Origin of the sequence: Sphingomonas sp. (genome assembly GCF_042095875.1) — a bacterium.
Lineage (GTDB): Bacteria > Pseudomonadota > Alphaproteobacteria > Sphingomonadales > Sphingomonadaceae > Sphingomonas.
Window position 1 is genome coordinate 1 of the sequence record NZ_JBELMJ010000001.1, and the last position, 25,183, is coordinate 25,183.

Annotated in this window: 23 protein-coding genes and 1 pseudogene; 9 read left to right on the plus strand and 15 right to left on the minus strand. The window is 71.2% G+C overall.

The annotated features are described in order from the left end of the window. A partial coding sequence (locus ACFDS6_RS00005) for a hypothetical protein (protein WP_375270060.1) occupies nucleotides 1–183 on the minus strand: 183 nt, incomplete at its 3' end. On the opposite strand from ACFDS6_RS00005, the gene ACFDS6_RS00010 reads away from it, so the two are divergent. Next, nucleotides 167–1,807 (plus strand): ribonuclease J, encoded by a 1,641-nt coding sequence (locus ACFDS6_RS00010; RefSeq protein WP_375270061.1) that lies wholly within the window; start codon nucleotides 167–169, stop codon nucleotides 1,805–1,807. The genes ACFDS6_RS00005 and ACFDS6_RS00010 overlap by 17 nt on opposite strands. 6 nt (nucleotides 1,808–1,813) lie before the next feature. Further along, complete coding sequence (locus ACFDS6_RS00015; protein ID WP_375270062.1) at nucleotides 1,814–2,089, plus strand: DUF1467 family protein; 276 nt, start codon at nucleotides 1,814–1,816, stop codon at nucleotides 2,087–2,089. Between the two features lie 372 nt (nucleotides 2,090–2,461). Here the strand turns inward: ACFDS6_RS00015 and ACFDS6_RS00020 are convergent, their stop codons facing one another. Next, entirely contained in the window at nucleotides 2,462–4,765 is a 2,304-nt protein-coding gene (locus ACFDS6_RS00020) for a hypothetical protein (protein ID WP_375270063.1), read from the minus strand. Nucleotides 4,766–4,868: 103 nt separating this feature from the next. On the opposite strand from ACFDS6_RS00020, the gene ACFDS6_RS00025 reads away from it, so the two are divergent. The 4 genes from ACFDS6_RS00025 to ACFDS6_RS00040 all read left to right on the plus strand — a co-directional run bounded on the left by ACFDS6_RS00025 (nucleotide 4,869) and on the right by ACFDS6_RS00040 (nucleotide 8,866). Further along, the gene (locus ACFDS6_RS00025) at nucleotides 4,869–5,162 is read left to right on the plus strand and encodes an Hpt domain-containing protein (protein WP_375270064.1); all 294 of its coding nucleotides are present in this window, start codon (nucleotides 4,869–4,871) and stop codon (nucleotides 5,160–5,162) included. 69 nt (nucleotides 5,163–5,231) lie between these two features. After that, nucleotides 5,232–6,398, plus strand: coding sequence for a hypothetical protein (locus ACFDS6_RS00030; RefSeq protein ID WP_375270065.1), 1,167 nt, complete (start codon nucleotides 5,232–5,234; stop codon nucleotides 6,396–6,398). A gap of 36 nt (nucleotides 6,399–6,434) precedes the next feature. Continuing rightward, complete coding sequence (locus tag ACFDS6_RS00035) at nucleotides 6,435–7,532, plus strand: DUF2336 domain-containing protein (protein WP_375270066.1); 1,098 nt, start codon at nucleotides 6,435–6,437, stop codon at nucleotides 7,530–7,532. Then, on the plus strand, nucleotides 7,529–8,866 hold the full coding sequence (locus ACFDS6_RS00040) for a sensor histidine kinase (protein ID WP_375270067.1): 1,338 nt from the start codon (nucleotides 7,529–7,531) through the stop codon (nucleotides 8,864–8,866). The genes ACFDS6_RS00035 and ACFDS6_RS00040 overlap by 4 nt, the downstream gene beginning before the upstream one ends. A gap of 103 nt (nucleotides 8,867–8,969) precedes the next feature. Here the strand turns inward: ACFDS6_RS00040 and ACFDS6_RS00045 are convergent, their stop codons facing one another. From ACFDS6_RS00045 to gltX, 4 genes are all read right to left on the minus strand, one after another. Next, a complete protein-coding gene (locus ACFDS6_RS00045; protein WP_375270068.1) occupies nucleotides 8,970–9,440 on the minus strand; it encodes a hypothetical protein in 471 nt (156 codons plus the stop codon). Between the two features lie 259 nt (nucleotides 9,441–9,699). Next, on the minus strand, nucleotides 9,700–9,903 hold the full coding sequence (locus ACFDS6_RS00050; protein ID WP_375270069.1) for a hypothetical protein: 204 nt from the start codon (nucleotides 9,901–9,903) through the stop codon (nucleotides 9,700–9,702). A 5-nt stretch (nucleotides 9,904–9,908) separates the two neighbouring features. After that, the gene (locus ACFDS6_RS00055) at nucleotides 9,909–11,192 is read right to left on the minus strand and encodes a citrate synthase (RefSeq protein WP_375270070.1); all 1,284 of its coding nucleotides are present in this window, start codon (nucleotides 11,190–11,192) and stop codon (nucleotides 9,909–9,911) included. 12 nt (nucleotides 11,193–11,204) lie between these two features. After that, nucleotides 11,205–12,662 (minus strand): glutamate--tRNA ligase, encoded by a 1,458-nt coding sequence (gltX, locus tag ACFDS6_RS00060; RefSeq protein ID WP_375270071.1) that lies wholly within the window; start codon nucleotides 12,660–12,662, stop codon nucleotides 11,205–11,207. 256 nt (nucleotides 12,663–12,918) lie between these two features. Between gltX and ACFDS6_RS00065 the strand changes: the two are divergent. Further along, a pseudogene (locus tag ACFDS6_RS00065) lies at nucleotides 12,919–14,241 on the plus strand (ComEC/Rec2 family competence protein); the annotation flags it as partial. A 568-nt stretch (nucleotides 14,242–14,809) separates the two neighbouring features. On the opposite strand, the gene lexA reads toward ACFDS6_RS00065, so the two are convergent. From lexA to ACFDS6_RS00100, 7 genes are all read right to left on the minus strand, one after another. Next, nucleotides 14,810–15,469 (minus strand): transcriptional repressor LexA, encoded by a 660-nt coding sequence (gene lexA / locus ACFDS6_RS00070; protein WP_375270072.1) that lies wholly within the window; start codon nucleotides 15,467–15,469, stop codon nucleotides 14,810–14,812. 69 nt (nucleotides 15,470–15,538) lie between these two features. Next, on the minus strand, nucleotides 15,539–16,720 hold the full coding sequence (locus ACFDS6_RS00075) for a molybdopterin molybdotransferase MoeA (RefSeq protein ID WP_375270073.1): 1,182 nt from the start codon (nucleotides 16,718–16,720) through the stop codon (nucleotides 15,539–15,541). After that, the gene (locus ACFDS6_RS00080) at nucleotides 16,717–17,295 is read right to left on the minus strand and encodes an NUDIX hydrolase (protein WP_375270074.1); all 579 of its coding nucleotides are present in this window, start codon (nucleotides 17,293–17,295) and stop codon (nucleotides 16,717–16,719) included. The genes ACFDS6_RS00075 and ACFDS6_RS00080 overlap by 4 nt, the downstream gene beginning before the upstream one ends. Then, a complete protein-coding gene (moaC, locus tag ACFDS6_RS00085) occupies nucleotides 17,292–17,759 on the minus strand; it encodes a cyclic pyranopterin monophosphate synthase MoaC (RefSeq protein ID WP_375270075.1) in 468 nt (155 codons plus the stop codon). Before moaC ends, ACFDS6_RS00080 begins: the two co-directional genes overlap by 4 nt. Continuing rightward, entirely contained in the window at nucleotides 17,756–18,541 is a 786-nt protein-coding gene (gene trpC, locus ACFDS6_RS00090; RefSeq protein WP_375270076.1) for an indole-3-glycerol phosphate synthase TrpC, read from the minus strand. The genes moaC and trpC overlap by 4 nt, the downstream gene beginning before the upstream one ends. Then, a complete protein-coding gene (trpD, locus tag ACFDS6_RS00095) occupies nucleotides 18,538–19,533 on the minus strand; it encodes an anthranilate phosphoribosyltransferase (protein WP_375270077.1) in 996 nt (331 codons plus the stop codon). The genes trpC and trpD overlap by 4 nt, the downstream gene beginning before the upstream one ends. Next, nucleotides 19,530–20,114, minus strand: coding sequence for an anthranilate synthase component II (locus tag ACFDS6_RS00100; RefSeq protein WP_375270078.1), 585 nt, complete (start codon nucleotides 20,112–20,114; stop codon nucleotides 19,530–19,532). The genes trpD and ACFDS6_RS00100 overlap by 4 nt, the downstream gene beginning before the upstream one ends. 151 nt (nucleotides 20,115–20,265) lie before the next feature. Here ACFDS6_RS00100 and ACFDS6_RS00105 point away from each other — a divergent pair, with 151 nt between their 5' ends. After that, complete coding sequence (locus ACFDS6_RS00105) at nucleotides 20,266–20,748, plus strand: hypothetical protein (RefSeq protein WP_375270079.1); 483 nt, start codon at nucleotides 20,266–20,268, stop codon at nucleotides 20,746–20,748. A gap of 61 nt (nucleotides 20,749–20,809) precedes the next feature. Here the strand turns inward: ACFDS6_RS00105 and trpE are convergent, their stop codons facing one another. Then, nucleotides 20,810–22,300 carry an anthranilate synthase component I gene (gene trpE, locus ACFDS6_RS00110; RefSeq protein WP_375270080.1) on the minus strand — a complete coding sequence of 497 codons (1,491 nt, stop codon included), beginning with the start codon at nucleotides 22,298–22,300 and terminating at the stop codon, nucleotides 20,810–20,812. Nucleotides 22,301–22,319: 19 nt separating this feature from the next. Further along, nucleotides 22,320–24,266, minus strand: a complete 1,947-nt coding sequence (locus tag ACFDS6_RS00115) for a peptidyl-prolyl cis-trans isomerase (RefSeq protein WP_375270081.1) — start codon at nucleotides 24,264–24,266, stop codon at nucleotides 22,320–22,322. 176 nt (nucleotides 24,267–24,442) lie between these two features. Here ACFDS6_RS00115 and tpiA point away from each other — a divergent pair, with 176 nt between their 5' ends. Then, nucleotides 24,443–25,183 (plus strand): triose-phosphate isomerase, encoded by a 741-nt coding sequence (gene tpiA / locus ACFDS6_RS00120; protein WP_375270082.1) that lies wholly within the window; start codon nucleotides 24,443–24,445, stop codon nucleotides 25,181–25,183.

Genomic DNA, 25,183 nt, shown 5'->3' on the forward strand with positions numbered 1-25,183 from the left:
ATCGAGCCCGACCTGACGATCCAGGGGCTGGCGATCATGTGGCAACGCGCCCATATAAACTGACGAAATCGGCGCCGGGGCCGCTACCCGGAAGACAGCGAACATCGCGCTTTTACAGCTACCGTCCGACCATGCGTCGCGGCGGAGCGGCGCGTGAAGGACGAGAATGACACCGAAGAACAACGAACTACTTTTCTGCGCGCTCGGCGGATCGGGCGAAATCGGGATGAACGTCAACCTGTACGGCCATGCCGGCAAATGGGTGATGGTCGACTGCGGCGTGACCTTCGCCGACGCGGGCTTCCCGGGTATCGACGTGATCCTGCCCGACCTGCGCTTCATTGAGGAACAGATCGACAATCTGGTCGGCTTGGTGCTGACGCACGGGCACGAGGACCACATCGGCGCACTGCCGTATCTGGCCGAGGATTTGGGTGTGCCGCTCTACGCGACGCCGTTCACCGCCGGGCTGATCCGCGGCAAGCTGGAAGAGGAGCGGATCGAGGACCGCGTCAAGATCAAGCTGGTCGACGCGAAGAAGCCGTTCGATGTCGGCCCCTTCAAGATCACGATGGTGCCGCTCGCGCACTCGATCCCCGAGGCGAACGGCTTGGTGATCGAGACCAAGGCGGCGCGGGTGTTCCACACCGGTGATTGGAAGATCGACGCCAAGCCGCTGATCGGCAAGCCGTCGACACCCGAGGAGCTGTCCGCGATCGGTGACAAGGGCATCGACGTGTTGGTGTGCGATTCGACCAACGTGTTCAACGCCGAGGCATCGGGCAGCGAGGCGGACGTGCGCCGTGGCATTGCCGAGACGGTGGCGAAGGCGAAGGGACGCGTCCTCGTCACCTCATTCGCGTCGAATGCTGCGCGTATTGCGACGCTCGGCAAGGTGGCGGAGGAGACCGGGCGCAAGCTGGCGGTGGCTGGCCGCTCGCTCGACCGAATCATCCGTGTGGCGCAGGCGACGGGGTACCTGAAGGACCTGCCTAACCTGATCGACGCGGAAACCGCGATGCGGCTGCCGCGCAACAAGGTGCTGGTGATCGCGACGGGCGGGCAGGGTGAGCCGCGCGCGGCGTTGGCGCGCGTCGCGGAGGGCACGCACCCGATCAAGCTCGACGAGGGCGACACGGTGATCTTCTCGTCGAAGCAGATCCCCGGCAACGAGGTGGCGATCGGCCGCATCCAGAACCAGCTCGCCGCCAAGGGCGTTGAGATGGTGACCGAGAAGCAGGCGCACGTCCACGTGTCCGGTCACCCCGGCCGGCCCGAGCTCAAGTCGATGTACGAGTGGATGCGGCCGCAAGCGCTGATCCCGGTGCACGGTGAGATGCGTCACCTGAAGGAGCAGGCGCGCTTCGGCCTGTCGAACGGTATTTCGCGCGCGCTGGTGCAGACCGATGGCGATATCGTGCGACTGGCGCCGAACGGGCCGGAGAAGATCGGCAACGCGCCGGTCGGGCGGCTGGTGCTCGACGGCGACGTGATCCTGCCGTCGAACGGCAGCACGATCAACGAGCGTCGCCGTATCGCGGTCAACGGCCAGATCTCGGTCGGGATCGCGGTCGACCGCAATGGTAGGGCGGGCGGCGTGCCCGACGTGCGCGTGCAGGGCGTGCCGGTCGAGGAGGAGCGCGAGGCGTTCCTGGAGGACGCGGTCGCCGCGGCGAGCGAAGCGATGCGCGGGAGCCCGCGTGACCGCGAGAAGCTGCGCGAGCAGGTGCGTCTCGCGGTGCGCCGCGTCGCAACGCGCTGGACCGGCAAGAAGCCGGTCATCGACGTGGTCGTCGTGCAGGTCTGACGCATCATGCGCTGGACCTCGATGCTGGCGATCTACATCCTGTTCTGGTCGTTCTCGGTCTTCCTCGTCCTCCCGTTCGGTGTCGAAACCTCGGCGGAGGCGGGGGCCGAGCACGTGCCGGGCACCGCCGAGAGCTCACCGCACGAATTCTCGCTGAAGAAGGTGGTCGTGCGCACGACGATCGTCGCGACGTTGCTGTTCGCGCTGTTCATGGCCAACTTCGAGTTCGGCTGGGTGACCACCCAGTCGCTCGACTACGCGGACGCGGCCAACGCGGTTTGAGGCGCGGAAGGTGAGGCTAAGGTCACACCAACGCGCGGTGCTGCGTGGGGCTGAGTCTGCTCGCGCGCGGGCGGAAGGTCACGCGAAGGTCACACCAACGAGCGTTGCTGCGGTCGGGGCGCTTTGGCTGGCACGTTCACGATCGAATGAAGGTGCGGCCATTCCGGACTTGATATGGAATCCCGCTGCCTTCTCCTGCCCGCGCCGATAAGCGGGACTCCGGACTGAGCCCTGGGGGACGGAGGTGTTTGTGGCTTGTCACGAGCCTCCTTCAACGATGCCGTTTACTCGTCTCAGGCGAAGTCCGGCATCGATGGGCGCGATGTCAAAGAGCGCTCGCCTCCTACCCTGACGCTCGCCTGTAGGACAGCGTCAGCGCAGCCGCTCGATCGCCTGCGCCAGCGCGACGTAGAGCTTGCCCATGTCGGACGACAGCAGCGTCACGCCGAGCGGCGATGAGTCGCGCTGGGTTAGGATGGTGCGCAGCATCGCCTCGAAATCGTGGATGTAGCGGTTGACCTGCTCGCGGAAGGCGGGCTCGTCGTCGTAGAGGCGCGCGATGTCGCGCTGCTCGGCGGCGTCGAGGAGGCGCACCGCGCGGCGGGTGAAGACGCCGCGGTCGCCCTTCAGATAGGCTGCCCACGCACTGTCCGACACGTCGGGCGCGAGCGTGCGGGTAAGGTCTATCGAGGCGGAGTTTAGCTGCTCGATGAGCAATGACGCGCGGCGCGCGAAGCTGTCCTGCTCGACGCGGTCGCGGTGCTGCTGCTCCTCGGCGAGGCGCGTGTCGACGCGCGCGGCGGCGGCGTCGATGATCGCGATCTGCTGTTCCAGTCGCTGCGTCGCGCGCGCGGCGGCCTCGACCGCGGTCTCGGCGACGGCGGAGACTTGCGCAATCTGTGCCTCGACGCCGTTGGTGACGGAGCGGTGGAGCGCGTCGTTGCTCGCCGCCTGGAGCGCCTCGGCCGCCTCGGGAATGACGTTCGCCAGCGTGTCGCGCGCGTGATCGGCGGCGGCGGCGGCGGTGTCGCGCACGCGCATCAGTGCCTCGATCAGCCGTGGTGCGGCGTCCTCGGCCAAGCGGTGCGCACGCTCGGTCGCCTCGTCGACGGTGTGGCCGATCGCATCGGCCTTGGCGCGCCCGGTGGTGAGCGCGTCGAGCAGGGTGCCGGTCAGCGCGTCAACGGTACGCCGCTGCTCAGCGATGACCTGCGCGATCGCCTCAATCGCGTCGTGCGTGCTCTCCGCCGCGGTAACGAGCGCGAGCAGTTCGGGGCGCGCGGCGACCACCACCGACTGGCTGGCAACGATGCGCGCGTCGAGCCGGTCGATCGCCTCGGGCAGGGTCTCGTCGATCTCGCGCGTGGCAGCGTCGAGCGCAGTCAGCAGCGTCTCGGTGGTCGCGATGGTGCGCGTGGCGAGCTGGTCGCCGGCCTGGAGCGCGCCGCCCATCGCCTCGGCCGAGCTGGTCAGCGCGCTGATCGAGGCGGCGAGTTGCTGCGACCGCTCGGTACCGCTCAGGTGCAGCGCCTCGATCCGGCGCTCGTTGCGGCCGAGACTGTCCTCCAGCGCGGTGAACAATTCCTCGCCGACGCCGCGCTGCGCGTCGAGGCGGCGCGCGATCCGTTCGATTACCATCTCGACCAGCTCGATCCGCTGGGTGAGCGCTTCCGCGCTCTCGCGCGCGGCCTGGTCGAGCGCGACCTGGCTGGTGCCGATCAGCGCGAGCATCGCCTCGCCCTGCGCGGCGATCCCCTTGCGCGATTCGTCGATCGCGCTGGCGGTTCGGTCGAGCAGCGCGTCGACCGCGCCGGCGGCGTCGGAGGTGACCGATTCGAGCCGCGCGCCGGCGGTTTCGCTGGTCGCCTCCATGCGGCGGATGTGCGCGGCGAGCTTCTCCGCGGCGCCGCCCGCGACCGTCTCCGCCTCGCGCCCGCGCGCGGTGAGCGCGGCGATCTGCGCGTCGAGCGCGGCGGCGCGCTCGCCCGCGGACAGCCCGGCGCGGTCGATCGATTCGGTCAGCGCGAGCGTCTCGGCCTGCGCGTGCGGCAGGCTGTTGAGCAGCGTCGACAGGCTCGACTGCGCGTTGCCCGCGGCGTCGGCGAGCGCGCGGGCGTGGACGTCGGCCTGGTCGATCTCCTCCGACAGCCCGCGCCCGATCGCCGCGAGCCGCGCGGTCGCGGCGTCGCCGGTGGTGGCGAGCATCCGAACCTGCTCGGCGAGCTGCGCGCGCTGCTGGTCGATCACCGCGCCGAGCGCGCCGACGGTCGATTCGAGCGCCTCCGCCTCCAGCCGCATCGCGCGCGCGCTGGCGCCGAAGCGCTGCGCCTCCGCGCGGCTGGTGCGCAGCGCGAGCAGCCAGACGATGCCGGCGAACATCGGCCCGACGAGCGCGGCGGCGGCGATCTGCGCGATCTCGACCGGCGCGGAGACGCGGCCCCAGGCGAGCGCGACCAGCGCCGCAACCCACAGCAGCGCCGCGCCGACGAGCACCCACAGCAGCGCGGCGCGCCACGCGGGCGCCGGCTCGGCGAGCGGCTCGGCCGGCGCGGCGTCGTGCGTGTCCCAGCGCTCCGGCGGCGCGGCGACGGGCGCGTCGTGCTCATGGTCGAGCCCCGCGCGCTGCTGCATGCCCTCGGACACACGAATACCGATGATCGACGGCCCCCCGTTCATGGCATCGGCTTACCACGTTTGGCGCCACGCGAAAGCGGTTCGCGACGGGGCGTGCGCACGCGCGCCAACGCGGCGTTAACCAGACGGTGTTAACCAAGCCGCCATGGCCTATGATCCCGGAGCGATCGATCAAGCATTGTCGGCGGCGGTGGGCGACGATCCCGCGCTGATCGCCGAATTGCGCGCGGCGTTCAGCCACAGCGCGCGCACCGCGCTCGACGCAATCGCGCTGGCGCGCGACGCCGAGCAGTGGAGCGAGCGGTTGCTCAAGCTGCGCGGGCTGGCGGCGAGTTTCGGCGCGGTGCGGCTGGCGGCGCTCGCCGGAGAAGCGCTGGACGCGCCGGTCGGCGACGCGCGCGCGCTGCGGCTGCTCCGGCGCAACGTCGAGCGATTGTAGCACCGCGCGCGCCGAGCCCGCGTTGCGGGCCGGGTTGCGGCGACCATGACGCCGCCCTAACAGCCACGGATGCTGGCTGGCCTGCTTTTCGCGACACGTGAGGCGCATGATCGCCCGGGCACGCTGACGGCGACGCTGCCGTTCGCGGCGGCGACCCTGATCGAGTATCAGGCGCGGACCGCAATCGCAGCGGGGGCGTCGCAGATCGTCGTGATCGTGTCGCGGCTGACGCCCGAGCTGATCGGGGCGCTGGCGCGGATCGGCAAGCGCGGGGTCGCGGTCGATGCGGTGCGCAGCGCGGGCGACGCGCTGGGCAAGCTGCATCCGCTCGCGCGCGTGCTGGTGATCGCGGACGGGCTGGTCACCACCGAATCGGTCGTGAGCGCGCTGGCCGAGGAGCGCGATGACACATTGCTGGTGGTGCCCGAGCAGGCCGCGAACGGCGAGTTCGAGCGGATCGGCGGGGGCGTCGCCTGGGCCGGGCTGGCACGGATGGACGCGCGGCGGCTCGGCGAGGCGGCGGCGATGCCGGCCGACTACGACCTGCAATCGACGCTGCTCCACGTGCTGGCGCAGGCGCGCGCCGAGCGGGTCGAGCTGGCGCCCGAGCAGACGCGGCAGGGCCACGGGATCGAGCACCGCGCTGCCTTGCTGGAGCAGCGCGGGCGCGCGGTGCTGGCGGCGTCGATGGCGGCGCGGCCGAGCTGGTTCGATCGCACGGTGCTGCGTCCGATTGCGCGGCTGGCGGTGCCCGAGATAGCGCGGCGCGGCGTGGCGACGCTGGCGGTGGCGGGCGCGGGCGGCGCGGTCGGCGTGGTCGGGCTCGCCGCGCTCTATTCGGGGTGGCGGGTGTCGGGATTGCTCGCGGTGCTGCTCGCGGTGATCGTCGCCGAGCTGGCGGGTGCGCTGGCGATGTTCCGCGACGAGGCGGCGGTCGAGCGCGGGGTGCGCGTCGCGGTGCTGGGCGCTCCGGCAGTCGCGGCGCTGTTGCTGGGGCAGGGGCTGGGCAGCGCGGCGCTGCTGCTGGCGGTGCAGCTGCTGGTCGCGGGCGCGATCGCGGAGCGGGCGACCCGCCCGGGCGCGCGGCGGACGTGGTGGGGCAGCGCGCCCGCCTATCTGCTGGTGCTGACGATCGGTGTCGTGCTGGGCGTGCCGGTGGCGGCGCTGGCGGCGGGCGCGGCCTACGCGAGCGCCACGCTGGCCGCGGCGGTCGAGGCGCTGCGGCAGCAGGCTTAGCGTCGCTTTAACGAAGGCTGGCTACACGCAGGCACCATGTCGCCTCCTTCCCCGTCCACGCCCGCCGATGCCGAGGCCGCGCTGGCCATGCGCGCCGCGGCGGCCGAGCGGCGCGCCAGCCGGCGGCTAGCCGCCGCGATCGAGGATTTCTTCCGCGACGAGCACGACCGATTGGACGACCGCGCGCGCGCGCTGATCGGCGCGCTGATCGAAGCGAGCGTTACCGCGTTCGAGCGCGATGTCGGCGAGGCGGCGGCGCGCCTGCTTGCCAGCCGCGGCGAGGCGCAGGCGGCCAAGGCGGTGGTGACGGGCAATTCCGGCGTCTTCGCGCGGTTGATCGATTCGGGGCTGCTGCGCGAGCGCGCGCTGATGGACGAGGTCGTCGCGCAGGCGCGGGTCGACCTGATCGACGAGGCGCTGGTCGCCAATCGCGCGCCGGGCGTGGCGACCGGGCTGCTCGCGCGGCTGCGCGACGCGGAGGACGCGATGGTGCGCGATGCCGCGATCGAGTATCTGCTCGCCGACAGCCGGCGCCGCGCGCCGGCCGAGGAGCGCCGCGCCGAGCTGCCCGCGGAACTGCACCACCAGCTCGTCTGGTGGGTGGCGGCGGCGCTGCGCGAGCGGTTGAGCGGCGTGTCCGCGACGGCCGATCGCGCGCTGGTCGACGCGGCGATGCAGCGGATCGCGCATTTCGACGGCGCGGCGGGGACGATGGTCGCGGCGCACCGGCTGGCGGCCGCGATCGACGCCGATGTCGATCGGCTGCCGGGATTGCTGCTGGAAGCGTTGACCGAGGGGCGGCTGGCGCTGTTCGCCGGGTTGCTGGCGCACGCGCTGGGGATCGAGATGGACGAAGCGCGCGCGCTGACGCTGGAACCCGATGGCGAGCGGTTGTGGATCGCGCTGCGGGCGCTGGGCATGGAGCGCGACGTGCTGGCGCGGATCGGCTGGGCACTTGGCGAGGCGGACCGGACGCGCGACGTGGAAGCGCTGCCCGACGCGATCGACGCCGCCGCGGTGGTCGCGCCCGACAAGGCCGGCGCGGTGATCGCGCCGCTGATGCTGACGCGCGACTTTCGCCAGGCGGTGCGTGCGCTGTCGATGGGTAGCGCCGCCGTGGATCACCGCGCGTGAGCGAGCAGTTGATCCTGCACGCGCGGCTCGACCGCGAGGACCGGTTGATCGACGCCGACGAGGGTTTCTCCGCGATCAACGAGCGCGCGGGCGGCAGCCGCGGGCACGTGCTGGCGGTGCCGCAGTTCAACACGCTGGTGCGGCTGGCGCGGCGGTTGCGCATCCTGATCTCGCGCGGGGTGACGATCGCCGACGGCGAGATCGACCTCGACTGCTGGATCAAGGCGACGCCGGGCGACGGCGGGACCTCGCTCGCCGTATCGGTGCTGCGCGAGCGGCCGGCGTGGCGCACGCCGACCAGCCCCAACACGGTGGCCGCACTGCCGCCGCCGCCGGGCGCCGACTGGCAGTGGGAGGTCGACTCGGAGCTGCGCGTGACGCGGATCGACGAGCAGGCGGGCGCGCGCCACGGCTTCGACGCGGTGGCGGCATTGTCGCGCCCGCTGACGCGGCTGTTCGCGATGGAGCCCGACGCGGACGGCAATGTCGCGATCCTCGACGCGGTGGCGGAGCGGGTCGACTTCGACCGGCAGGGCGCGACGATCCGTGAATCGGGGGTGCGCGTCACGCTGGCGGCATCGGTCCGCCGCGACGCGCTGGGCGGGTTCGACGGCTTCGTCGGCGGCACCTACCTGGTCGACGAGCCGGCGGTGGAGCCGGTGGCTGAGACGTTCAACGCGCGGCTCGATCAGGTGCTGCGCGGGCCGCTCGGGCGGATCGTCGCCAATGCCGACACGATCAACGCCGGGCAGGACGGCGTGCTCGACCCGCATTACGTCGATTACGCCGCCGACATCGCGAGCGCGGGGCGGCATCTGCTGGGGCTGGTCGACGACCTGGTCGACCTGGAAGCGATCGAGCGCGACGATTTCACGGTCGAGGACGACGCGATCGACCTGGCCGACGTGGTCCGGCGCGCGGCGGGACTGTTGCAGGTGCGCGCGGCGAATGCGGGCGTGACGATCGATCGCGAGGGGTTGAACGAAGCGCTGCCCGCGCGCGGCGAGTTCCGGCGCACGTTGCAGATCCTGGTCAATCTGCTCGGCAACGCGGTGCGCTACTCGCCCGAGGGCGCGACGATCTGGCTGCGCGCGCAGCGGGAGGGCGACCGCGCGGTGGTGATCGTTGCCGACCAGGGCAAGGGCATCGCCGAGGCCGACCAGGCGCGCATCTTCGAGAAGTTCGAGCGCGTCGACGCGAGTGAGGCGGGAGGCAGCGGCCTCGGGCTGTACATCGCGCGGCGGCTGGCGCGCGCGATGGGCGGCGACCTGACGGTCGACAGCGCGGAGGGCGCGGGCGCGCGGTTCCTGCTGTGGTTGCCGGCGGGGACGTAACAGAAATGGCGGTGCCAACGTTGTACAACTGAAGGCCCTAGTTCGTTACGCAGCAGCTTAGCGATCGTCACTCTGGCCGTTCATGCTTCGAAAGCTCGACTAGCTATCTGACGCTCGACGGTTTCCTCATCGCCGCGACGGCGTAAACGTAGGTCAGTGCGGCGGCACCAGCGATGGCTGCCGCGCGTAGCTCATGCGGAACGAACAGGTAGGCTGCGTAACAGAGAATTGCACGCATCACGAAGTGAGTGAATCCAGCAGGATCATCCGCTCCCCACCCATGAGGCACCCACACCATCCCAGCCAGGATGGCCAGACCAAGGATCAGAAGGTCGAGGTTGCCGGCTGCTTGAGCCGCGATGATGACGAACGATATGAGCAACGCGACCACGGTGACAAACCGCATGAACAATTGAGTCACGGAATTACGTCGACTGTCTGCTTGTATACCCAACTGTCCTCGAACCTTGTCGATCAACAGGGAAAGCGGAAACGGGATGGCTGCGGCGATGAAGGGCGCGAAGCTCGGCAAGCGGTCGCCGAGAGAAAGGCGGCGATTGCGAGCGCGCTCCACGCGATGAAGCCCGCGATCGGCATGCCGGTGGTAATGGTAGCGAGATAGTCACGCCGCGCGTCGGCCAGCGATATTGTCGCATAATCCCGCATGTGTCCCCCCGGACTGACGTTTGCGGGCTGAAGGTGCAGCATGTGCGGGAGCGCGACAAGACCGCTCAACACGCAGACTTTTCCAATGTTCGTCAGTTGAGAACTGGCGGCGGGCGGTGTCGGCTAAATGCGATGGTGCGATGACGACGTGCGAGCCTTGACCGGCGCTACCGCCGCAGTCGTCGCGCCAGCAGGATCATCAGCAGCCCGGCGACCGCGAGGGCGGCGCCGTAGTCGGCCCAGACCTGCTGGTCGATCATGAAGCTCGATGCGGGCCAGTGAATGAGGCCGCGGCCCTGGCCGATCCACAGCGCGCCCATCAGCGTGCAGAACACGCCGAGGACGAGGAGGACCGGCCGGAGCCGTCGCATCCGGCTCAGCGCTCGCCGACGGGCGCGTAGCTGCGCTGCGTGGGACCGGTGTAGAGCTGGCGCGGGCGGCCGATCTTCTGGTCGGGATCGGTGATCATCTCGTTCCACTGCGCGACCCAGCCGACGGTGCGCGCCAGCGCGAACAGCACGGTGAACATGCTGGTCGGGAAACCGATCGCCGACAGGATGACGCCCGAGTAGAAGTCGACGTTCGGGAACAGCTTCTTCTCGACGAAGTAATCGTCGGAGAGCGCGAGCTCCTCCAGCCGCAGCGCGGTCTCGAACACGGGGTCGGACACGTTGAGCGCCTCGAACACCTCGCGCACGGTCTTCTGCATCACGGTCGCGCGCGGGTCGTAGTTCTTGTACACGCGGTGGCCGAAGCCCATCAGGCGGAACGGGTCGTTCTTGTCCTTGGCGCGCGCGATGAACTCGGGAATGCGGTCGGGCGTGCCGATCTCGTGCAGCATGTTGAGCGCGGCCTCGTTCGCGCCGCCGTGCGCCGGACCCCACAGGCAGGCGATGCCCGCTGCCATGCACGCGAACGGATTCGCGCCCGACGAACCCGCGAGGCGGACGGTCGAAGTCGAGGCGTTCTGCTCGTGGTCGGCGTGGAGGATGAAGATGCGGTCCATCGCACGCTCGACCGCCGGGTTCACCTCATAAGGCTCCGCCGGCACGCCGAAGGTCATGCGCAGGAAGTTGCCGGTGTAGGACAGCGAGTTGTCGGGGTAGAGGAACGGCTGCCCCACGCTGTACTTGTACGCCATCGCCGCGATCGTCGGGATCTTGGCGATGAGGCGGTGCGACGCGATGACGCGCTGCTGCGGATCGTGAATGTCGGTCGAATCGTGGTAGAAGGCCGACAGCGCGCCGACGACGCCGCACATGATCGCCATCGGGTGCGCGTCGCGGCGGAAACCGCGGAAGAAGGTCGCCAGCTGCTCGTGCACCATGGTGTGGCGGCTGATCGTGCGGGTGAAGCCGTCAAGCTCGTCGGCCGAAGGCAGCTCGCCGTTCAGCAGGAGGTAGGCGACCTCCATGAAGCTCGACTGCTCGGCCAGCTCGCCGATCGGGTAGCCGCGGTGGAGCAGCACGCCCTCGTCACCGTCGATATAGGTGATCTCCGACCGGCACGACGCGGTCGAGGTGAAGCCGGGATCGTAGGTGAAGGCGCCGGTCTGGCCGTAGAGCTTGCGGATGTCGACCACGTCGGGGCCGACCGAGCCGGAGAGCACGGGATAGTCGAAGTTCTTGCCCGCCAGATCGAAGGTGGCTTTGTCGGTCATGATCGTCTCCTGTCAGGCCCCGTTGGCGGGTGTGTGATCCGCGATCCGCGCTAGGCTCTCGTCACGTCCTAGAAGGACGAGTACGTCGAAGATGCCCGGCGACGTCTTGCGTCCGGTTAGTGCGACGCGCAGCGGCTGGGCCACCTGCCCGAGCTTGACGCCCGCGTCCTCGGCGACCTGCCGCACCGCGGCCTCGGCGCTCTCCGTATCCCAGTTGTGCAGCGCGTCAAGCGCCGCGTGGAGCCGCGCGAGCAGCGCGGGCGCGTCGCCGGCGAGGAGCGGGGCGGCGGCCTCGTCGACGGCGAGCGGGCGCTGGGCGAAGAGGAAGGCGGCGCCGTCGGCGAGCTCGTTGACGTTGGCGGCGCGCGGCTTCAGCGCGGGCATTGCTGTTTCGAGTTTGGCGCGGCCGGGGTCGCCGGGTGCGAGGTCGAGCTTGTCCGCCACCAGGCCGGCGAGCCGCGCGTCGTCGGCGGCGCGGATGTAATGGCCGTTCAGGTTCTCGAGCTTCTTCAGGTCGAATCGCGACGGGCTCTTGCCGACGCCCGACAGGTCGAACCAGCGGATCGCGTCGTCGCGGGCGATGATCTCGTCGTCGCCGTGGCCCCAGCCGAGCCGGAGCAGGTAGTTGTCGAGCGCCTCTGGCAGGATGCCGAGTTCGTCGCGGTACGCCTCGATCCCGACCGCGCCGTGGCGCTTCGACAGCTTGGCACCATCGGCGCCGTGGATCAGTGGAATGTGCGCGTAGACCGGATCGGGCCAGCCGCCCTCGATCGCGTCCATCGCGCGGTAGATCGGCAGTTGGCGGAACGCGTTGTTGAGGTGATCGTCGCCGCGGATAACGTGAGTCACGCCCATGTCGTGATCGTCAACGACGACCGCGAGCATGTAGGTCGGCGTGCCGTCGGAGCGGAGCAGGACCATGTCGTCGAGCTCGGCGTTCTGGACGGTGACCGCGCCCTGCACCTGGTCGTTGATCGTGACCGCACCCTCAGTCGGAGCTTTTAGGCGAACCACGAAGGGCTGGTCGGCGGGGCCGTCGGTGCGCCCCGAATGTTCGCGCCACGGCGAGCGGATGCGCAGCGGCTTCTTCGCCGCCTGCGCCTCGGCGCGCATCGCGTCGATCTCGGCTTGCGTCATGTAGCAGCGATAGGCGTGGCCGTGCTCGATCATCTGGTGCGCGACGGCGGCGTGGCGATCGGCGCGGGCGAACTGATAGATCTCGTCGCCGTCCCAATCGAGGCCGAGCCAGCGCATGCCGTTCAGAATCGCCCGGATCGCCGGCTCGGTCGAGCGCGCGCGGTCGGTATCCTCGATCCGCAGCCTGAACGTGCCGCCGTGGTGGCGCGCGTAGAGGAGGTTGAACAGCGCGGTGCGCGCGCCGCCCAGGTGGAGGAAACCGGTCGGCGACGGGGCGAAACGAGTGACTACTGTTCGCGCAGGCGCGGTGTCGGAGTTGGTGGTTGCGCTCAAGCGCGCTTGCTCCCAGGCTGTGGATGAAGTGATGGCCAGTTCAGCCGCGACCGCCCCTAGCAAAGCACGAGCGTCGCTTCAAATCGCGGCGGGGTGGCCAAGCGCGTTGGAGGGCTGGCTAGAGGCGGAGCGGCACCAGCTGGTGCTATGGCTGCCGGCAATGCTGGGGGCGGGGGTGGCGACGTGGTTCGTGCTGCCCGACCCGCGCGGGTGGACGATCGCGCTGCTGCTGAGCGGCGCGGTGGCGGGTGGCGCGATGGCCGGCGCGCGCGGCGGGCGCCTCGCGGCGGTGCTGGCGACCGCGGCGATCAGCTTCGCGATCGGGCTGGCGCTGATGTGGTGGCGGGCGGAAGCGGTGCGCGCGCCGGTGCTCGCCCGGCCCGCGATGGTGCGGATCGAGGGACAGGTCAGGCGCGTGCAGCCACTGCCCGCGCGCGATCTTACGCGGTTGTGGATCGAGGTCGCGACGTGGGACGGCGTGGCGCGCGCCGATGCGCCGGCGCGCGTGCGGGTCAACGTGTCGGCCGACGAGATGCCGTCGCGCGTGATCGCGGGGACGCGCGTGCGGTTAAAGGCGCGACTGATGCCGCCCGCGCCGCCCGCGGTGCCCGGCGCGTACGACTTCGCGCGGGTCGCCTGGTTCGAGCGGTTGGGCGCGACCGGGCGCGCGATCGGTGGGGTAGAGGTGATCGCTCAGCCGGCGACGCGCGGGGAGGGCGTGCGGACCCGGTTGACCCGCCACGTCGAGCAGCGGCTGTCGGGGAGCGTCGGTGGGATCGCGGCGGCGCTGGCGACGGGCGACGTCGGCGCGATCTCGGAGGACGATGCCGAGGCGATGCGGCGCGCGGGGCTCGCGCATCTGCTGTCGGTCAGCGGACTGCACATCACCGCGGTGGTCGGGCTGGTCATGTGGCTGGCAATGCGCGTCCTCGCCGCGTCGCCGCGCCTCGCGCTGACCGGGCGGGTGCCGCTACTGGCAGGCGGGGCGGCGGCGCTGGCGGCGATCGGCTATACCTGGCTGACGGGCGCGGAGGTGCCAACGATCCGCAGCTGCGTCGCCGCGCTGATGGTGCTGGCGGCGCTGGCGCTGGGGCGCGAGGCGGTCACGCTGCGGCTGGTGGCGGTCGGTGCGCTGGTGGTGGTGCTCGCCTGGCCCGAGGCGCTGGCGGGCGCGAGCTTCCAGCTGTCGTTCGCCGCGGTGACCGCGATCGTGGCGCTGCACGAGCATCCGCGCGCGCGGACGTTGTTCCTGAAGCGCGAGGAGACGTGGTGGCGGCGCGTGCTGCGCGAGGGCGCGTCGCTGCTGGCGACCGGCGTGCTGGTCGAATTGGCGCTGATGCCGATCGCGGTGTTCCACTTCCACAAGGCGGGGCTGTACGGAGCGCTCGCCAACATCGTCGCGATCCCGCTGACGACCTTTGTGGTCATGCCGCTGGAGGCGCTGGCGCTGCTGCTCGACGCGGTTGGGCTGGGGGCGCCTTTGTGGTGGGTCGCGGCCCGGGCGATCGCGCTGCTGCTGTCGATCGCGCACGTCGTCGCGGCCGCGCCGGGGTCGGTCACCGCGATCCCGGCGATGTCGCGGGCCGCGTTCGCGCTGATGGTGGGCGGGGGATTGTGGCTCGCGCTGTGGCGCACGCGCGCGCGCTGGATCGGCGCGATGCCGATCGTCGCGGGTGCCGCGTGGAGTCTGGCGACGCCCGCGCCCGACCTGCTGGTGACCGGCGACGGGCGGCATCTGGCGTGGCGCGGCGACGATGGGAGCTTGTCGCTGCTGCGCGAGCGGGCGGGGGGTTATACGCGGGACATGTTGGCGGAGAATGCGGGATTGGACGGGGAGCCGCGCGCGATGGCGGAGGTAGCGGGAGTGCGGTGCAACGCAGATTTGTGCTGGGCCGAGCGGACGGCGGGCGACAGGCGCGTCCGGTTGCTCGCGACGCGCAGCGGCTATCTGGTGCCCGCGGGGGCGCTGATCGAGCTGTGCCGACGCGCCGACATCGTGGTGAGCGAGCGTCGCGTGCCGCGCCGCTGCCACGCGCGCTGGCTGACGCTCGACCGCGCCGAACTGTCGCGGACCGGCGGCGTGGCGGTGACGTTCGCGGGTCGAAAGGTTGTGACGGTGCAAGCGCCGGGCGACGCGCACCCGTGGATCACGCGTAGCGGCGGAGAATACCGGCCAGCTTACCCTGAACGCGGACCTGCGCGGGGGCGTAACGCTGCGGATCATAGGCGCGATTGGCGGGATCGAGCCGCACCATCGCACCCTCGTGGCGGAAATACTTGAGCGTCGCCTCACTGTCGTCGATCAGCGCCACCACGATTTCGCCGTCGCGAGCGACCTCCTGCTTGCGGATCAGCGCGTAGTCGCCGTCGAGGATGCCGGCCTCGACCATCGAGTCGCCCGACACCTCCAGCGCGTAATGCTCACCGACGCCGAGCAGCGCGGCGGGCACGGGCAGGCTGGTCGACCCCTCGAATGCCTCGATCGGGACACCGGCGGCGATGCGGCCGTGGAGCGGGATCTCGACCACGTCGTTCGCGGGTTCGGGCATGTCGCGCTTCGGCTCGTCGGGCGAGGGCGCGCGACCGTCCGACCGCTCGGCAGTGCGCAGCACCTCGAGCGCGCGGGCGCGATTGGGGAGGCGGCGGATGTAGCCGCGTTCCTCGAGCGCGCTGATCAGGCGATGGACGCCCGACTTCGACTTCAGGTCGAGCGCTTCCTTCATTTCCTCGAACGACGGCGACACGCCGGTGGTAGCCAGCCGATCTTCGATGAAGCAAATCAGCTCATGCTGCTTGCGGGTGAGCATCGCGCGGCTCCTTTGGTGAACAGATAAAGAACCAATAAGGAACGCTCGATGTTCCGTCAAGCGAACCGGTCACGCGATCACGAGGATTTCCGCCGAGTCGCCGGCCTGAGCCGCGGGGGCGTGCGGCGGGCGCACGATGAGGCAGGTCGAGCGCGCGAGCGTGCGCAGCATCGAGCTGTCCTGGATCGTCGAGGCATAGGCGCGGCCGCCGCGCAGCTCGGCGCGCAGATAGTCGGTACGGTTGCCGTTGGCGGCGAGCGGCTCGCCCAGGATCGCGCTGGTCGCGGCGGGGAACGGGTCGGCCGCGCCCGACAGATGCGCGATGAGCGGGCGGACGAACAGGAGCGCGGTGACGAAGGCGGATACCGGATTGCCGGGCAGGCCGACCACGGCGGTGGCGTCGCGGCGCCCGGCGAGCATCGGCTTGCCCGGGCGGAGCGCGATGCGCCAGAAATCGAGCGCGTAGCCGGCAGCCTCCAGCGCGGGGCGGACTAGGTCGTGGTCGCCGACCGACGCGCCGCCGGTGGTGACCAGGATGTCAGCCTCGAAGCGCGCGAACGCGTTGGTCAGGACGTCGAGCCGATCGGGCAGGATGCCGAGATCGACGAAAGTAACGGGCAGGTCGGCGAGCAGCGCGCGCAGCAGCAGGCGGTTGGACTCGGGCAGCGCGTCCGCGTCGGCGGCGTGACCGGGTTCGACCAGTTCGTCGCCGGTCGCGGCGAGCGCGACGCGGATCGGACGCGCGACGGTGACGCGCGCGACGCCGCCGGTGGCGCACACCGCGAGGCGCGCGGGGGTCAGGCGCTGGCCGGCGTCGACCAGCACGTCGCCCGCGGCGAAGTCGAGGCCGCGGCGGCGGACGTTGCGCGACAGGTGCGGCGGGCCTTCGCCGGCGAGCAGCAGACGGTCGCCGTCACGCGTCGCTTCTTCCTGCACCAGCACGGTGTCGCTGCCCTCCGGCATCGCCGCGCCGGTGAAGATGCGCGTCGCCTCGCCCGCGCCGACGGAGCTTGGGAAGGGCTTGCCGGCCGCGCTCTCGCCGACGACGCGCCAGGGGCCGGGCAGGTCGGCGAAGCGGATCGCGTAGCCGTCCATCGCCGACAGGTCGCGCGCGGGTTGCGTCCGCGCGGCGACGACGGGGCGCACCGCCCAGCGGCCGAGCGCGTCGCCGATACCGACCTCCTCGTGCTCGGCCGGGGTGCCGAGCGCGAGGACGCGCGCCTGTGCCTCGTCGATCGGGAGCAGGCTCATGCGGAGATCCAGCGGTCGAGGCGGCCGAGCACGATCGCGAGCGCGGCGACGTGGACAGCCTGCTGTATGTCCCCCGCCATCGCGCGGCGGACGACCTCGGCGACGGGCATCCATTGTCGGCGAACGCGCTCGCTCGGCTCGTCGTGCGGGTCGGCGACGCGGCGGGTGCCGCGCGCGAGCACCGCGTGGCAGCGATTGGTGTGGAGCGCAGGGTTGGGGCTGAGCGAGGCGACCAGCTCCCATTGTTCGGCGACGCAGCCGGTCTCCTCCAGCAGTTCGCGGCGGGCGCCGGCGAGCAGGTCGGCGTCGTCCGCATCCACGCCGCCGCCGGGCAGCTCGAGCGAGACGATGCCGCGCGCGTGGCGGTATTGCTCGATCGTCAGGATGTTGTCGGCGTCGTCGAGTGCGACGATCAGCGCCCAATCGGGATAGTCGGTGACGTAGTAAGGCGCGATCGTCGCGCCGTCGGCGGTCACGCAGGTGTCGGCGTGGAGCGTGAGCCAGCGGTCGGCGATCAGCGTCTCGCGCGCGGTCGTCCGCCACGGCACGATCGCCGGGTCACCGAAGCCGCTCACCGTTGCCAGTCGCCCGAGCGGCCGCCGCTCTTCGCGACCACCTGGATATCGTGCAGGATCATCGCCTTGTCGATCGCCTTTGCCATGTCGTACACGGTGAGCAGCGCGACCGAGACCGCGGTGAGCGCTTCCATCTCGACACCGGTCTTGCCGTCGGTGCGGACGGTCGCGGTGGCGATGACGCCGGCGTCGGTGACGTCGAGGTCGAGCGACACGCGGGTGATCGGCAGCGGATGGCACAGCGGCACGAGGTCGCTGGTACGCTTCGCCGCCATGATGCCCGCGACGCGCGCGACCGCGATCACGTCGCCCTTCTTCAGCGCGCCGGCGCGGATCGCGGCGACCGCCTCGGCCGACATCGCGACGCGGCCGGTCGCGGTCGCCTCCCGCCTGGTCACGTCCTTGTCGCCGACGTCGACCATGTGCGCGGCGCCGTCGGCGTCGAGGTGGGTGAGGTCGCTCATCCGACCAGCGCGCGGGTCGCGGCCTCGACGTCCGGCTGGCGCATCAATGCCTCGCCGATCAGGAAGCAGCGAATGTCGTGCTCGGCCATCGCGTCGAGGTCGGCGCGGGTGGTGAGCCCGCTCTCCGCGACGAAGGTGCAGCCGGCGGGGGCGTGCGCGACAAGGTCGTAGGTGCGGCGATAGTCGACGGTGAAGTCGCGCAGGTCGCGGTTGTTGACGCCTATGAGGCGCGAGCGCAGCCGCGCGGCGCGCGCCATCTCGTGCGCGTCGTGAACCTCGACCAGCACGTCGAGCCCGACTTCGATCGCGGCGGCCTCGCACTCGGCGAGCAGCACGTCGTCGAGCGCGGCCGCGATCAGCAGGATCGCGTCGGCGCCGAGGCTGCGCGCCTCGATCGCCTGCCACGGGTCGATCGTGAAGTCCTTGCGGATCACGGGCAGGTCGCAGGCGGCGCGTGCGGCCTGGAGGTAGGCGTCCGAGCCCTGAAAATAGCGCTCGTCGGTCAGCACCGACAGGCAGGTCGCGCCGCCCGCGGCATAGGCGCGCGCGTGCGCGGGCGGATCGAAGTCGGGGCGGATCAGGCCCCTGGACGGGCTGGCCTTCTTGATCTCGGCGATCAACGCGTGTCGGCCCGCGGCGGCGGTGCGGTCGAGCGCGGCGCGGAAGCCCCGCGGCGGCGACTGGTCGGCGATGCGCGCGTCGAGATCGGCGCGAGTCGACGATGCCTTGCGCGCGGCGACTTCCTCGCGCTTGGTGGCGATGATCTGGTCGAGGATGGTCATGAATAGGCGATCCAGCGGTCGAGCAGCGCGTTCGCGTCGCCGCGGTCGATCGCCTCGGCCGCGCGCGCGGCGGCGTCGGGGAGCGCGGTCTGTGTGCCCGAGAGCACGAGCGCGGCGGCGGCGTTCAACAGCACCGCGTCGCGGTAGGGGCCGTGCTCGCCGAGGAGCAGGCGGCGCAGCGCGACCGCGTTGAACGCCGCGTCGCCGCCGCGGATCGCGCTGGTCGGATGGCGGGGCACGCCCGCGTCCTCCGGCACGATCCGAGCGGGCAGGGCGGCGGCACCGACGCTGACGACGACGGTCGCACCCGCGCCGGAGATCTCGTCCAATCCCTCCTCGCCGGAGACGACGAATGCGCGCTCGCTGCCGAGCTGCGCCAGCGCCTCGGCGTAGACGGGCGCGTAGTCGGGGCGGGCGATGCCGATCAGTTGGCGCGTGACGTGCGCAGGATTGGCGAGCGGGCCCATCAGGTTGAAGATCGTGCGGCGCCCGATGCGGCGGCGGATCGGGGTAATGCGCTTCATCGCCGGGTGGTGATTGGCGGCGAACAGGAAGCAGATGCCGAGGTCGGCGAGCGTCGCCTCCGCCTGCGCGCCGGCGCGGTCCATGTCGAGCCCGAGCGATTCGAGCGTATCGGCGGCGCCCGCCTTCGACGAGGCGGCGCGGTTGCCGTGCTTGGCGACGGGCACGCCGCAAGCGGCGACGACCAGGCTGACCGCGGTGGAGACGTTCAAGGTGTGCTGCCCGTCGCCGCCGGTGCCGCAGACGTCGATCGCGCCCGGCGGCGCGGTGATCGGGATCAGGCGTTCGCGCAAGGCACGCGCGGCCTCGGCGATCTCCAGGCTGGTCTCGCCGCGGATCGAGAGCGCGACGAGGAACTCGGCGATCGCCTCTTCGCTCGCGTGGCCGTCGAGGATGTCGGAGAAAGCCTGGCCCGCGCTCTGCCGGCTGAGCGGCGAACTGGGGTCGGGCAGTTGCGCGAAGCTGGTCATGCGCGCGCCGTGGTGGGTACGCCGGCGATGCGGAGGAAATTGGCGAGCAGGTCGTGGCCGTGCTCGGTCGCGATGCTCTCCGGGTGGAATTGCACGCCGTGGATCGGCAGCTCGCGGTGGCGCAGCCCCATGACCGACGCGTCGGCGGCGGTCGCGTTGACGACGAGGCTGTCGGGTACGTCGGTGACGATCAGCGAATGGTAGCGCGTGGCGGTGAAGGGCGAGGGGAGCGCCGAGAACAGCCCGGTGCCGTCGTGCTCGACCGGGCAGGTCTTGCCGTGCATCAACCCGCCGCGCCGCACGGTGCCGCCGAAATGCTGGCCGATCGCCTGATGCCCCAGGCACACGCCGAGCAAGGGACGCCGCGCCTCCGCGCAGGCGGCGACGAGGTCGAGGCTGATCCCGGCTTCGTTGGGGGTGCAGGGGCCCGGAGAGATCAGGAAACCGGTGGCGTTGCTGGCGAGCGCGTCGGCGGCGGAGAGCGCGTCGTTGCGCACCACCTGCACCTGAGCGCCCAGTTCCATCAGGTAATGGACCAGGTTCCAGGTGAAGCTGTCGTAATTGTCGACCACGAGGATCATGCGCGCCGCCATAGCCGATGGGCGGACGCGCGCAACGTGTTGCGGCCCCGTGACGCGCGCGAAATCGTGCGGACACACGATTAGCGTGCACGGGTAAGGAGATATTCAGCAGCGTGCGCGTTTGTAGATGTGCCCCGAGGAGCCCAGTCGCATGTTGCGTTTCACCACCGCCGTTTCCCTGATCCTGCTGCCCGTGGCCGCCGCCGCGCAGACGGTGCCGCCGGTCGGTACCAGCACAGGCGCGCCGGTCAGCTCCACCGCGCAGGCGCAGGCCGAGACGGGCCGCGCCCCCACCCGCATCCGCAACGTGCAGCTGACCGGCAACGACAAATGCCCGGTCGCGCAGGGCGACGAGGTTGTGGTGTGCAGCCGCATCAACCCCGACGAGCAGTATCGCATCCCCAAGCAGTTGCGGAACACGGCCGAGCCCGCCGCGCAGAACCAGAGCTGGGTCAACCGCACCGCGTCGGCGGACGAGGTCGGGCGCGTCGCGGGCGGGTTGCCCGACACCTGCTCGCCGGTCGGAACGGGTGGTCAGACCGGCTGCACGCAGATGTGGGCGCGCGCCTACGCCGCGGAGAAGCGCGCGGCGGAGAAGAATGACGCGATGATGCCTGGCGCGACGCCCCGGTAAGAGGCGCGCGTCGGGGCGGGTCTTCGCCTAGCGAGGTGCGGCGCGCTTCTTCGCCGCGCCGTTACTGGCCGAAGTCGCTGAGGCTGGCCTGACGGATCGCCTCGCGCGCGGCGGCGACGAGCGCGCCCGCCTTGGCCTCGCACTCGCGCTGCTCGTAGGCGGGGTCGCTGTCGGCGACGATGCCCGCGCCGGCCTGCACGTGCATGACGCCGTCCTTCACCAGCGCGGTGCGCAGCACGATGCACGAATCCATGCTGCCGTCGGGCGAGAAATAGCCGACGCCGCCGGCGTAGGCGCCGCGCTTCTCCGACTCGAGTTCGGCGATGATCTGGCACGCGCGGACCTTGGGCGCGCCGCTGACGGTGCCGGCGGGGAAGCCCGCCAGGATCGCGTCGATCGCGTCGTGCGCGGGGTCGAGCCGGCCGACGACGTTCGAGACGATATGCATGACGTGGCTGTAGAATTCGACCGTGTAGCTGTCGGTGACGGTGACCGAGCCGGGTTCGGCGACGCGGCCGACGTCGTTGCGGCCGAGGTCGAGCAGCATCAGATGTTCGGCGCGCTCCTTCGGATCGTCGAGCAGCGCGGCGCGGTTGGCGGCATCCTCCGCCGCGGTCAGGCCGCGCGGGCGCGTGCCCGCGATCGGGCGGATCGTCACCTCACCATCGCGCGCGCGCACGAGGATCTCGGGGCTCGACCCCGTCAGCGAGAAGCCGGGCAGGTCGAGGTGGTAGAGGAACGGTGACGGGTTGATCCGCCGCAGCGCGCGGTAGAGCTCGAACGCGGGCAGCGCGAATGGCGCGGTGAAGCGCTGCGCCAGCACGACCTGGAAGATGTCGCCGGCGTGAATATAGTCCTTCGCCGCCGCGACCATCTCGGCGTAGCGGCCCTCGGGCAGCGTCGGGGTGAGCGCGAGGTCGCTCGCCTCGGCGCGCACGCGCGGCGGCAGCGCGGCGGTGGCGAGCCGCGCCTCGACCGCGTCGAGCCGTTCCTCGGCGGCGGCGACCAGCGCGTCGGGCGTGCGCGCGTCGTCGGGCCAGACGGGGGCGACGAGGAACAGCGCGTCGGCGAGGCGATCGAACACAAGGATCACGGTCGGGCGCACGAACATCATGTCGGGCACGCCCAGCGCGTCGTCGGCGGGCGGGGGTAGCTGATCGACCAGCCGGATCGTGTCGTAGCCGAAATAACCGACCAGGCAGGCGAGCGCGCGCGGCAGCTCGGGCGCGACCTCCATCCGGCACGACGCGACCAGCGTGCGCAGCGCGGCGAGCGTCGGCTCCGCGCACGGCTCGAACGCGTCGCGCATCTCCAGCCAGCGCGGGTTGATCGCGGCGCGCTCGCCTTCGGCGCGGAAGACGAGGTCGGGGGCGAGGCCGAGCAGGCTGTAGCGACCGCGAACCGCGCCGCCCTCGACCGATTCGAGCAGGAAGTCGCCGCGCCCGGGTTCGAGCAGCTTGAGCGCGGCGGCGACCGGCGTCTCCGTGTCGGCGATGCGCCGGCGCCAGACGAGCGCGGGGCGTCCGGCGGCGACGTCGTCGAGCGCGCTCACGTCAGCGATCGCCCCTTGATCACTGGTTGCCGCCCTGACCCAAGAGTTCGCGCTTGAGGTCGGCGACCGCCTCGGGCTTGCGCTTGACGCCGACCGCGTCGACCGCGGCGCGGGTGAACTGCTGCGCATATTCCTGACCGATCACGCGACCGAGATCGGCGCGGGTCGCGGCGACGACGCCGGGCTTGGTGCTGGCGTCGCCCGGCGTGACGCGGTTGAGTTTAACCAGCAGCCAGCCCTGGTTGTTCGGCGCCTGCAACATGCGCGCGCTGCCCTGCGGCATCGAGAACAGCAATGCGAGCGTCGGGTCGACGCCGCGGCGGTTGGCGTTGAGCGCCGCGCGCGTGGTGTCGATCGGTTGCGGCGCCGGGCCGCGCACGCCGGTCTGACCCAGCACGGTGGCGAGATCGGTGCCCTTGTTGAGCTTGGCGAGCGCCTGCGTCGCGATCTGCTTCGCGGCGCGCTGCTGACGCTGTGCCACCACGTCCTTGACCACCTGCGCGCGAACCTGCGCGAGTGGACGCGGGGCGGCGCGCACGATGCGGTCGAGCCCGACGACCGCGAAGCCGCCGTCGGTGCCGAGCGCGACGATCGTCGGCGTGTCGCCTTCCTCCGCCGCGAAGCCCGCCTGCATGATGGGCGCGAGGCGCGGGTCGGGCTGGCGCGCGGCGTCGTCGGGGTCGATCCCCGAGGCGAGCAGCGGCTTCGTCGTGGTGACCGCCAGCTTCTGATCGGTCGCGACCTCGTTGATGTTGGCGTTGTCCGACAGTGCGTCGTCGATCTTGTTCTGCAGCTGCGACAAGGCGTCGGTCGTCTTGCTGCGCGTCAGCGTCTGCGCGATCTCGTCGCGCGCCTGTGCCAGCGTGCGGCCGGGCACCTGCGTCACGGCATCGACCTGAGCGACGACGAAGCCGATCGTGCCTTTGATCGGGCCGACGACCGCGCCCTTCTGCGCGGCGAACAGTGCGTCGGCGACCGGCGCCGAGGTCTGGCCGGCGAGCGCGGGCTTGTCCGCCTTGTCGATCGTGCGCGGCTCCAGGCCGGCGGCGCGCGCGGCGGCGGCGAGCGCGGTGCCGTTCTTCACGCGCGCGGCGAGCGCGTCGGCGGCCTTCTGGTCGAGCACGGTGACGAGGCTGACGGTGCGCTGCTCGCGCGCACGGTAAGCGGCGGCGTTGGCGTTGTACGCCTGCTGGATCTCCGCGTCGGTCGGCGTCGCCTGTGCCGCGACGCTGTCGGGCGTGACGATCGCGTAGCGCACCACGCGGCGCTCGGGCACGGTGTAGCGCGGCAGGTGGCCGGCGTAGAACTTCTGCACCTCGGCATCGGTCGGCGCGGGGCCGGCGGAGACCGCGGCGGCGGGGATCAGCGCGATCTGACCCTGGCGGCGTTCGAGCAGCAGCGAGGCGTAGGGGAGCGCGAGCTTCTGCGCCACCTGGCTCGCGCCGACCGTGGGGGTGACGAGGAACTGCGCCATGGTGCTGCGCGCGATCTCGGTCTGCACCTGCGCGTCGGTCAGGCCGCGCTGCGCGATCAGCCGCTCGTAGGTCGTCTGGTCGAACTGGCCGGTCGGACCCTGGAACGCCTGAATGTTCTTGATCTCGCTGCCGATCAGCGCGCGGCTGACGCGTAGGCCCTGATCCTCGCCGAACTTGTCGAGCCCGATCGCGTTGGCGAGGCGGTCGACGATCGACTCGATGCCGCCGAGCTGAACGAGCTGAGCCATGTCGAAGCCGGGCTGCTGCGTCTGCGCGAAGCGGACCTCGTCCTCCGCGCGTTTGCGCACGTCGCTCGCGGTGACGCTGGTACCGCCGACCGTCACGACCGGATTGCCCAGCAGGCCGCCGCTGGCCGACGATAGCCCGGTCACGTCACCGGCCGCGAACGACAGCGCGATGAAGCCGAGCAGCGCGAGCGTGACGTACACGCCGGCCTTTGAATTGACGATGCGGCGGAAGAAGCTGAGCATGAACCGGGAAGCCGTGAAGCGAGGAAACCGGGCGGCTTTAGGCACCGCTCCGCCGAGTGGCAATGGTAGGCGGGGGTACGGCCGCGGGGCGGCGGGCGCATACGCGGGCGTAGCGGCACGGGGCGGGGCTCGCTATCGCGTCGGGCGATATCAACGAAAACGTGGAGGGGACGGCGATGACGCGGCGCAAACTGGTGTCGGGAAACTGGAAGATGAACGGCAGCCTGGGGGCGCTGTCGGAACTGGACGCGATCGCAGAGGCGGCCGAAGCGCACGCCGGCGTCGATGTTGCGGTCGCGGTGCCGGCGACGCTGATCGCGCCCGCGGTCGCGCGCGTGGCGACGCTGTCGATCGGGGCGCAGGACGTGCACGCGGCGGACAAAGGCGCGCATACCGGCTGCATCTCCGCTGCGATGGCGAAGGAGGCGGGCGCGCGCTTCTCGATCGTCGGCCATTCGGAGCGGCGCGCCGACCAGGGCGAGACGGACGCCGACGTCAAGGCCAAGGCGGAGACGCTGCACGCCCGGGCCATGCAGGCGATCGTCTGCGTCGGCGAGACGCTCGACCAGCGCGAGGCGGGCGAGGCCGAGGCGGTGGTGACCGCGCAGATCGCGGCGTCGCTGCCCGAGGGGGCAACGGGCGCGTGGTGCGCGATCGCCTACGAGCCGGTCTGGGCGATCGGGACCGGGCGCACCCCGACCGCGGGGGACGTCGCCGCGATGCACGGCGCGATCCGCGCGAAGCTGCGCGCGATGATCGGTGCGGAAGCGGAGAAGGTCCGCATTCTCTACGGCGGATCGGTGACGCCCGACAATGCGCGCGAGCTGCTGCACGTCGCCGACGTCGACGGCGCCCTGGTCGGCGGCGCGAGCCTGACCGCGGCGAAATTCGTACCGATCATCGCCGCCGCCGATTGA

Excerpts from the sequence above, each read along its gene's own strand:
- ACFDS6_RS00055 (WP_375270070.1), bottom strand. The coding sequence starts at position 11,192 with ATGACCGACAAAGCCACCTTCGATCTGGCGGGCAAGAACTTCGACTAT.
- ACFDS6_RS00010 (WP_375270061.1), top strand. The coding sequence starts at position 167 with ATGACACCGAAGAACAACGAACTACTTTTCTGCGCGCTCGGCGGATCG.
- ACFDS6_RS00105 (WP_375270079.1), top strand. The coding sequence starts at position 20,266 with ATGTTGCGTTTCACCACCGCCGTTTCCCTGATCCTGCTGCCCGTGGCC.
- trpD (WP_375270077.1), bottom strand. The coding sequence starts at position 19,533 with ATGACCAGCTTCGCGCAACTGCCCGACCCCAGTTCGCCGCTCAGCCGG.
- ACFDS6_RS00025 (WP_375270064.1), top strand. The coding sequence starts at position 4,869 with ATGGCCTATGATCCCGGAGCGATCGATCAAGCATTGTCGGCGGCGGTG.
- ACFDS6_RS00020 (WP_375270063.1), bottom strand. The coding sequence starts at position 4,765 with ATGAACGGGGGGCCGTCGATCATCGGTATTCGTGTGTCCGAGGGCATG.
- ACFDS6_RS00075 (WP_375270073.1), bottom strand. The coding sequence starts at position 16,720 with ATGAGCCTGCTCCCGATCGACGAGGCACAGGCGCGCGTCCTCGCGCTC.
- lexA (WP_375270072.1), bottom strand. The coding sequence starts at position 15,469 with ATGCTCACCCGCAAGCAGCATGAGCTGATTTGCTTCATCGAAGATCGG.
- ACFDS6_RS00035 (WP_375270066.1), top strand. The coding sequence starts at position 6,435 with ATGTCGCCTCCTTCCCCGTCCACGCCCGCCGATGCCGAGGCCGCGCTG.
- ACFDS6_RS00115 (WP_375270081.1), bottom strand. The coding sequence starts at position 24,266 with ATGCTCAGCTTCTTCCGCCGCATCGTCAATTCAAAGGCCGGCGTGTAC.
- ACFDS6_RS00030 (WP_375270065.1), top strand. The coding sequence starts at position 5,232 with ATGCTGGCTGGCCTGCTTTTCGCGACACGTGAGGCGCATGATCGCCCG.
- ACFDS6_RS00050 (WP_375270069.1), bottom strand. The coding sequence starts at position 9,903 with ATGCGACGGCTCCGGCCGGTCCTCCTCGTCCTCGGCGTGTTCTGCACG.
- trpC (WP_375270076.1), bottom strand. The coding sequence starts at position 18,541 with ATGACCATCCTCGACCAGATCATCGCCACCAAGCGCGAGGAAGTCGCC.
- ACFDS6_RS00015 (WP_375270062.1), top strand. The coding sequence starts at position 1,814 with ATGCGCTGGACCTCGATGCTGGCGATCTACATCCTGTTCTGGTCGTTC.
- tpiA (WP_375270082.1), top strand. The coding sequence starts at position 24,443 with ATGACGCGGCGCAAACTGGTGTCGGGAAACTGGAAGATGAACGGCAGC.
- moaC (WP_375270075.1), bottom strand. The coding sequence starts at position 17,759 with ATGAGCGACCTCACCCACCTCGACGCCGACGGCGCCGCGCACATGGTC.
- ACFDS6_RS00100 (WP_375270078.1), bottom strand. The coding sequence starts at position 20,114 with ATGATCCTCGTGGTCGACAATTACGACAGCTTCACCTGGAACCTGGTC.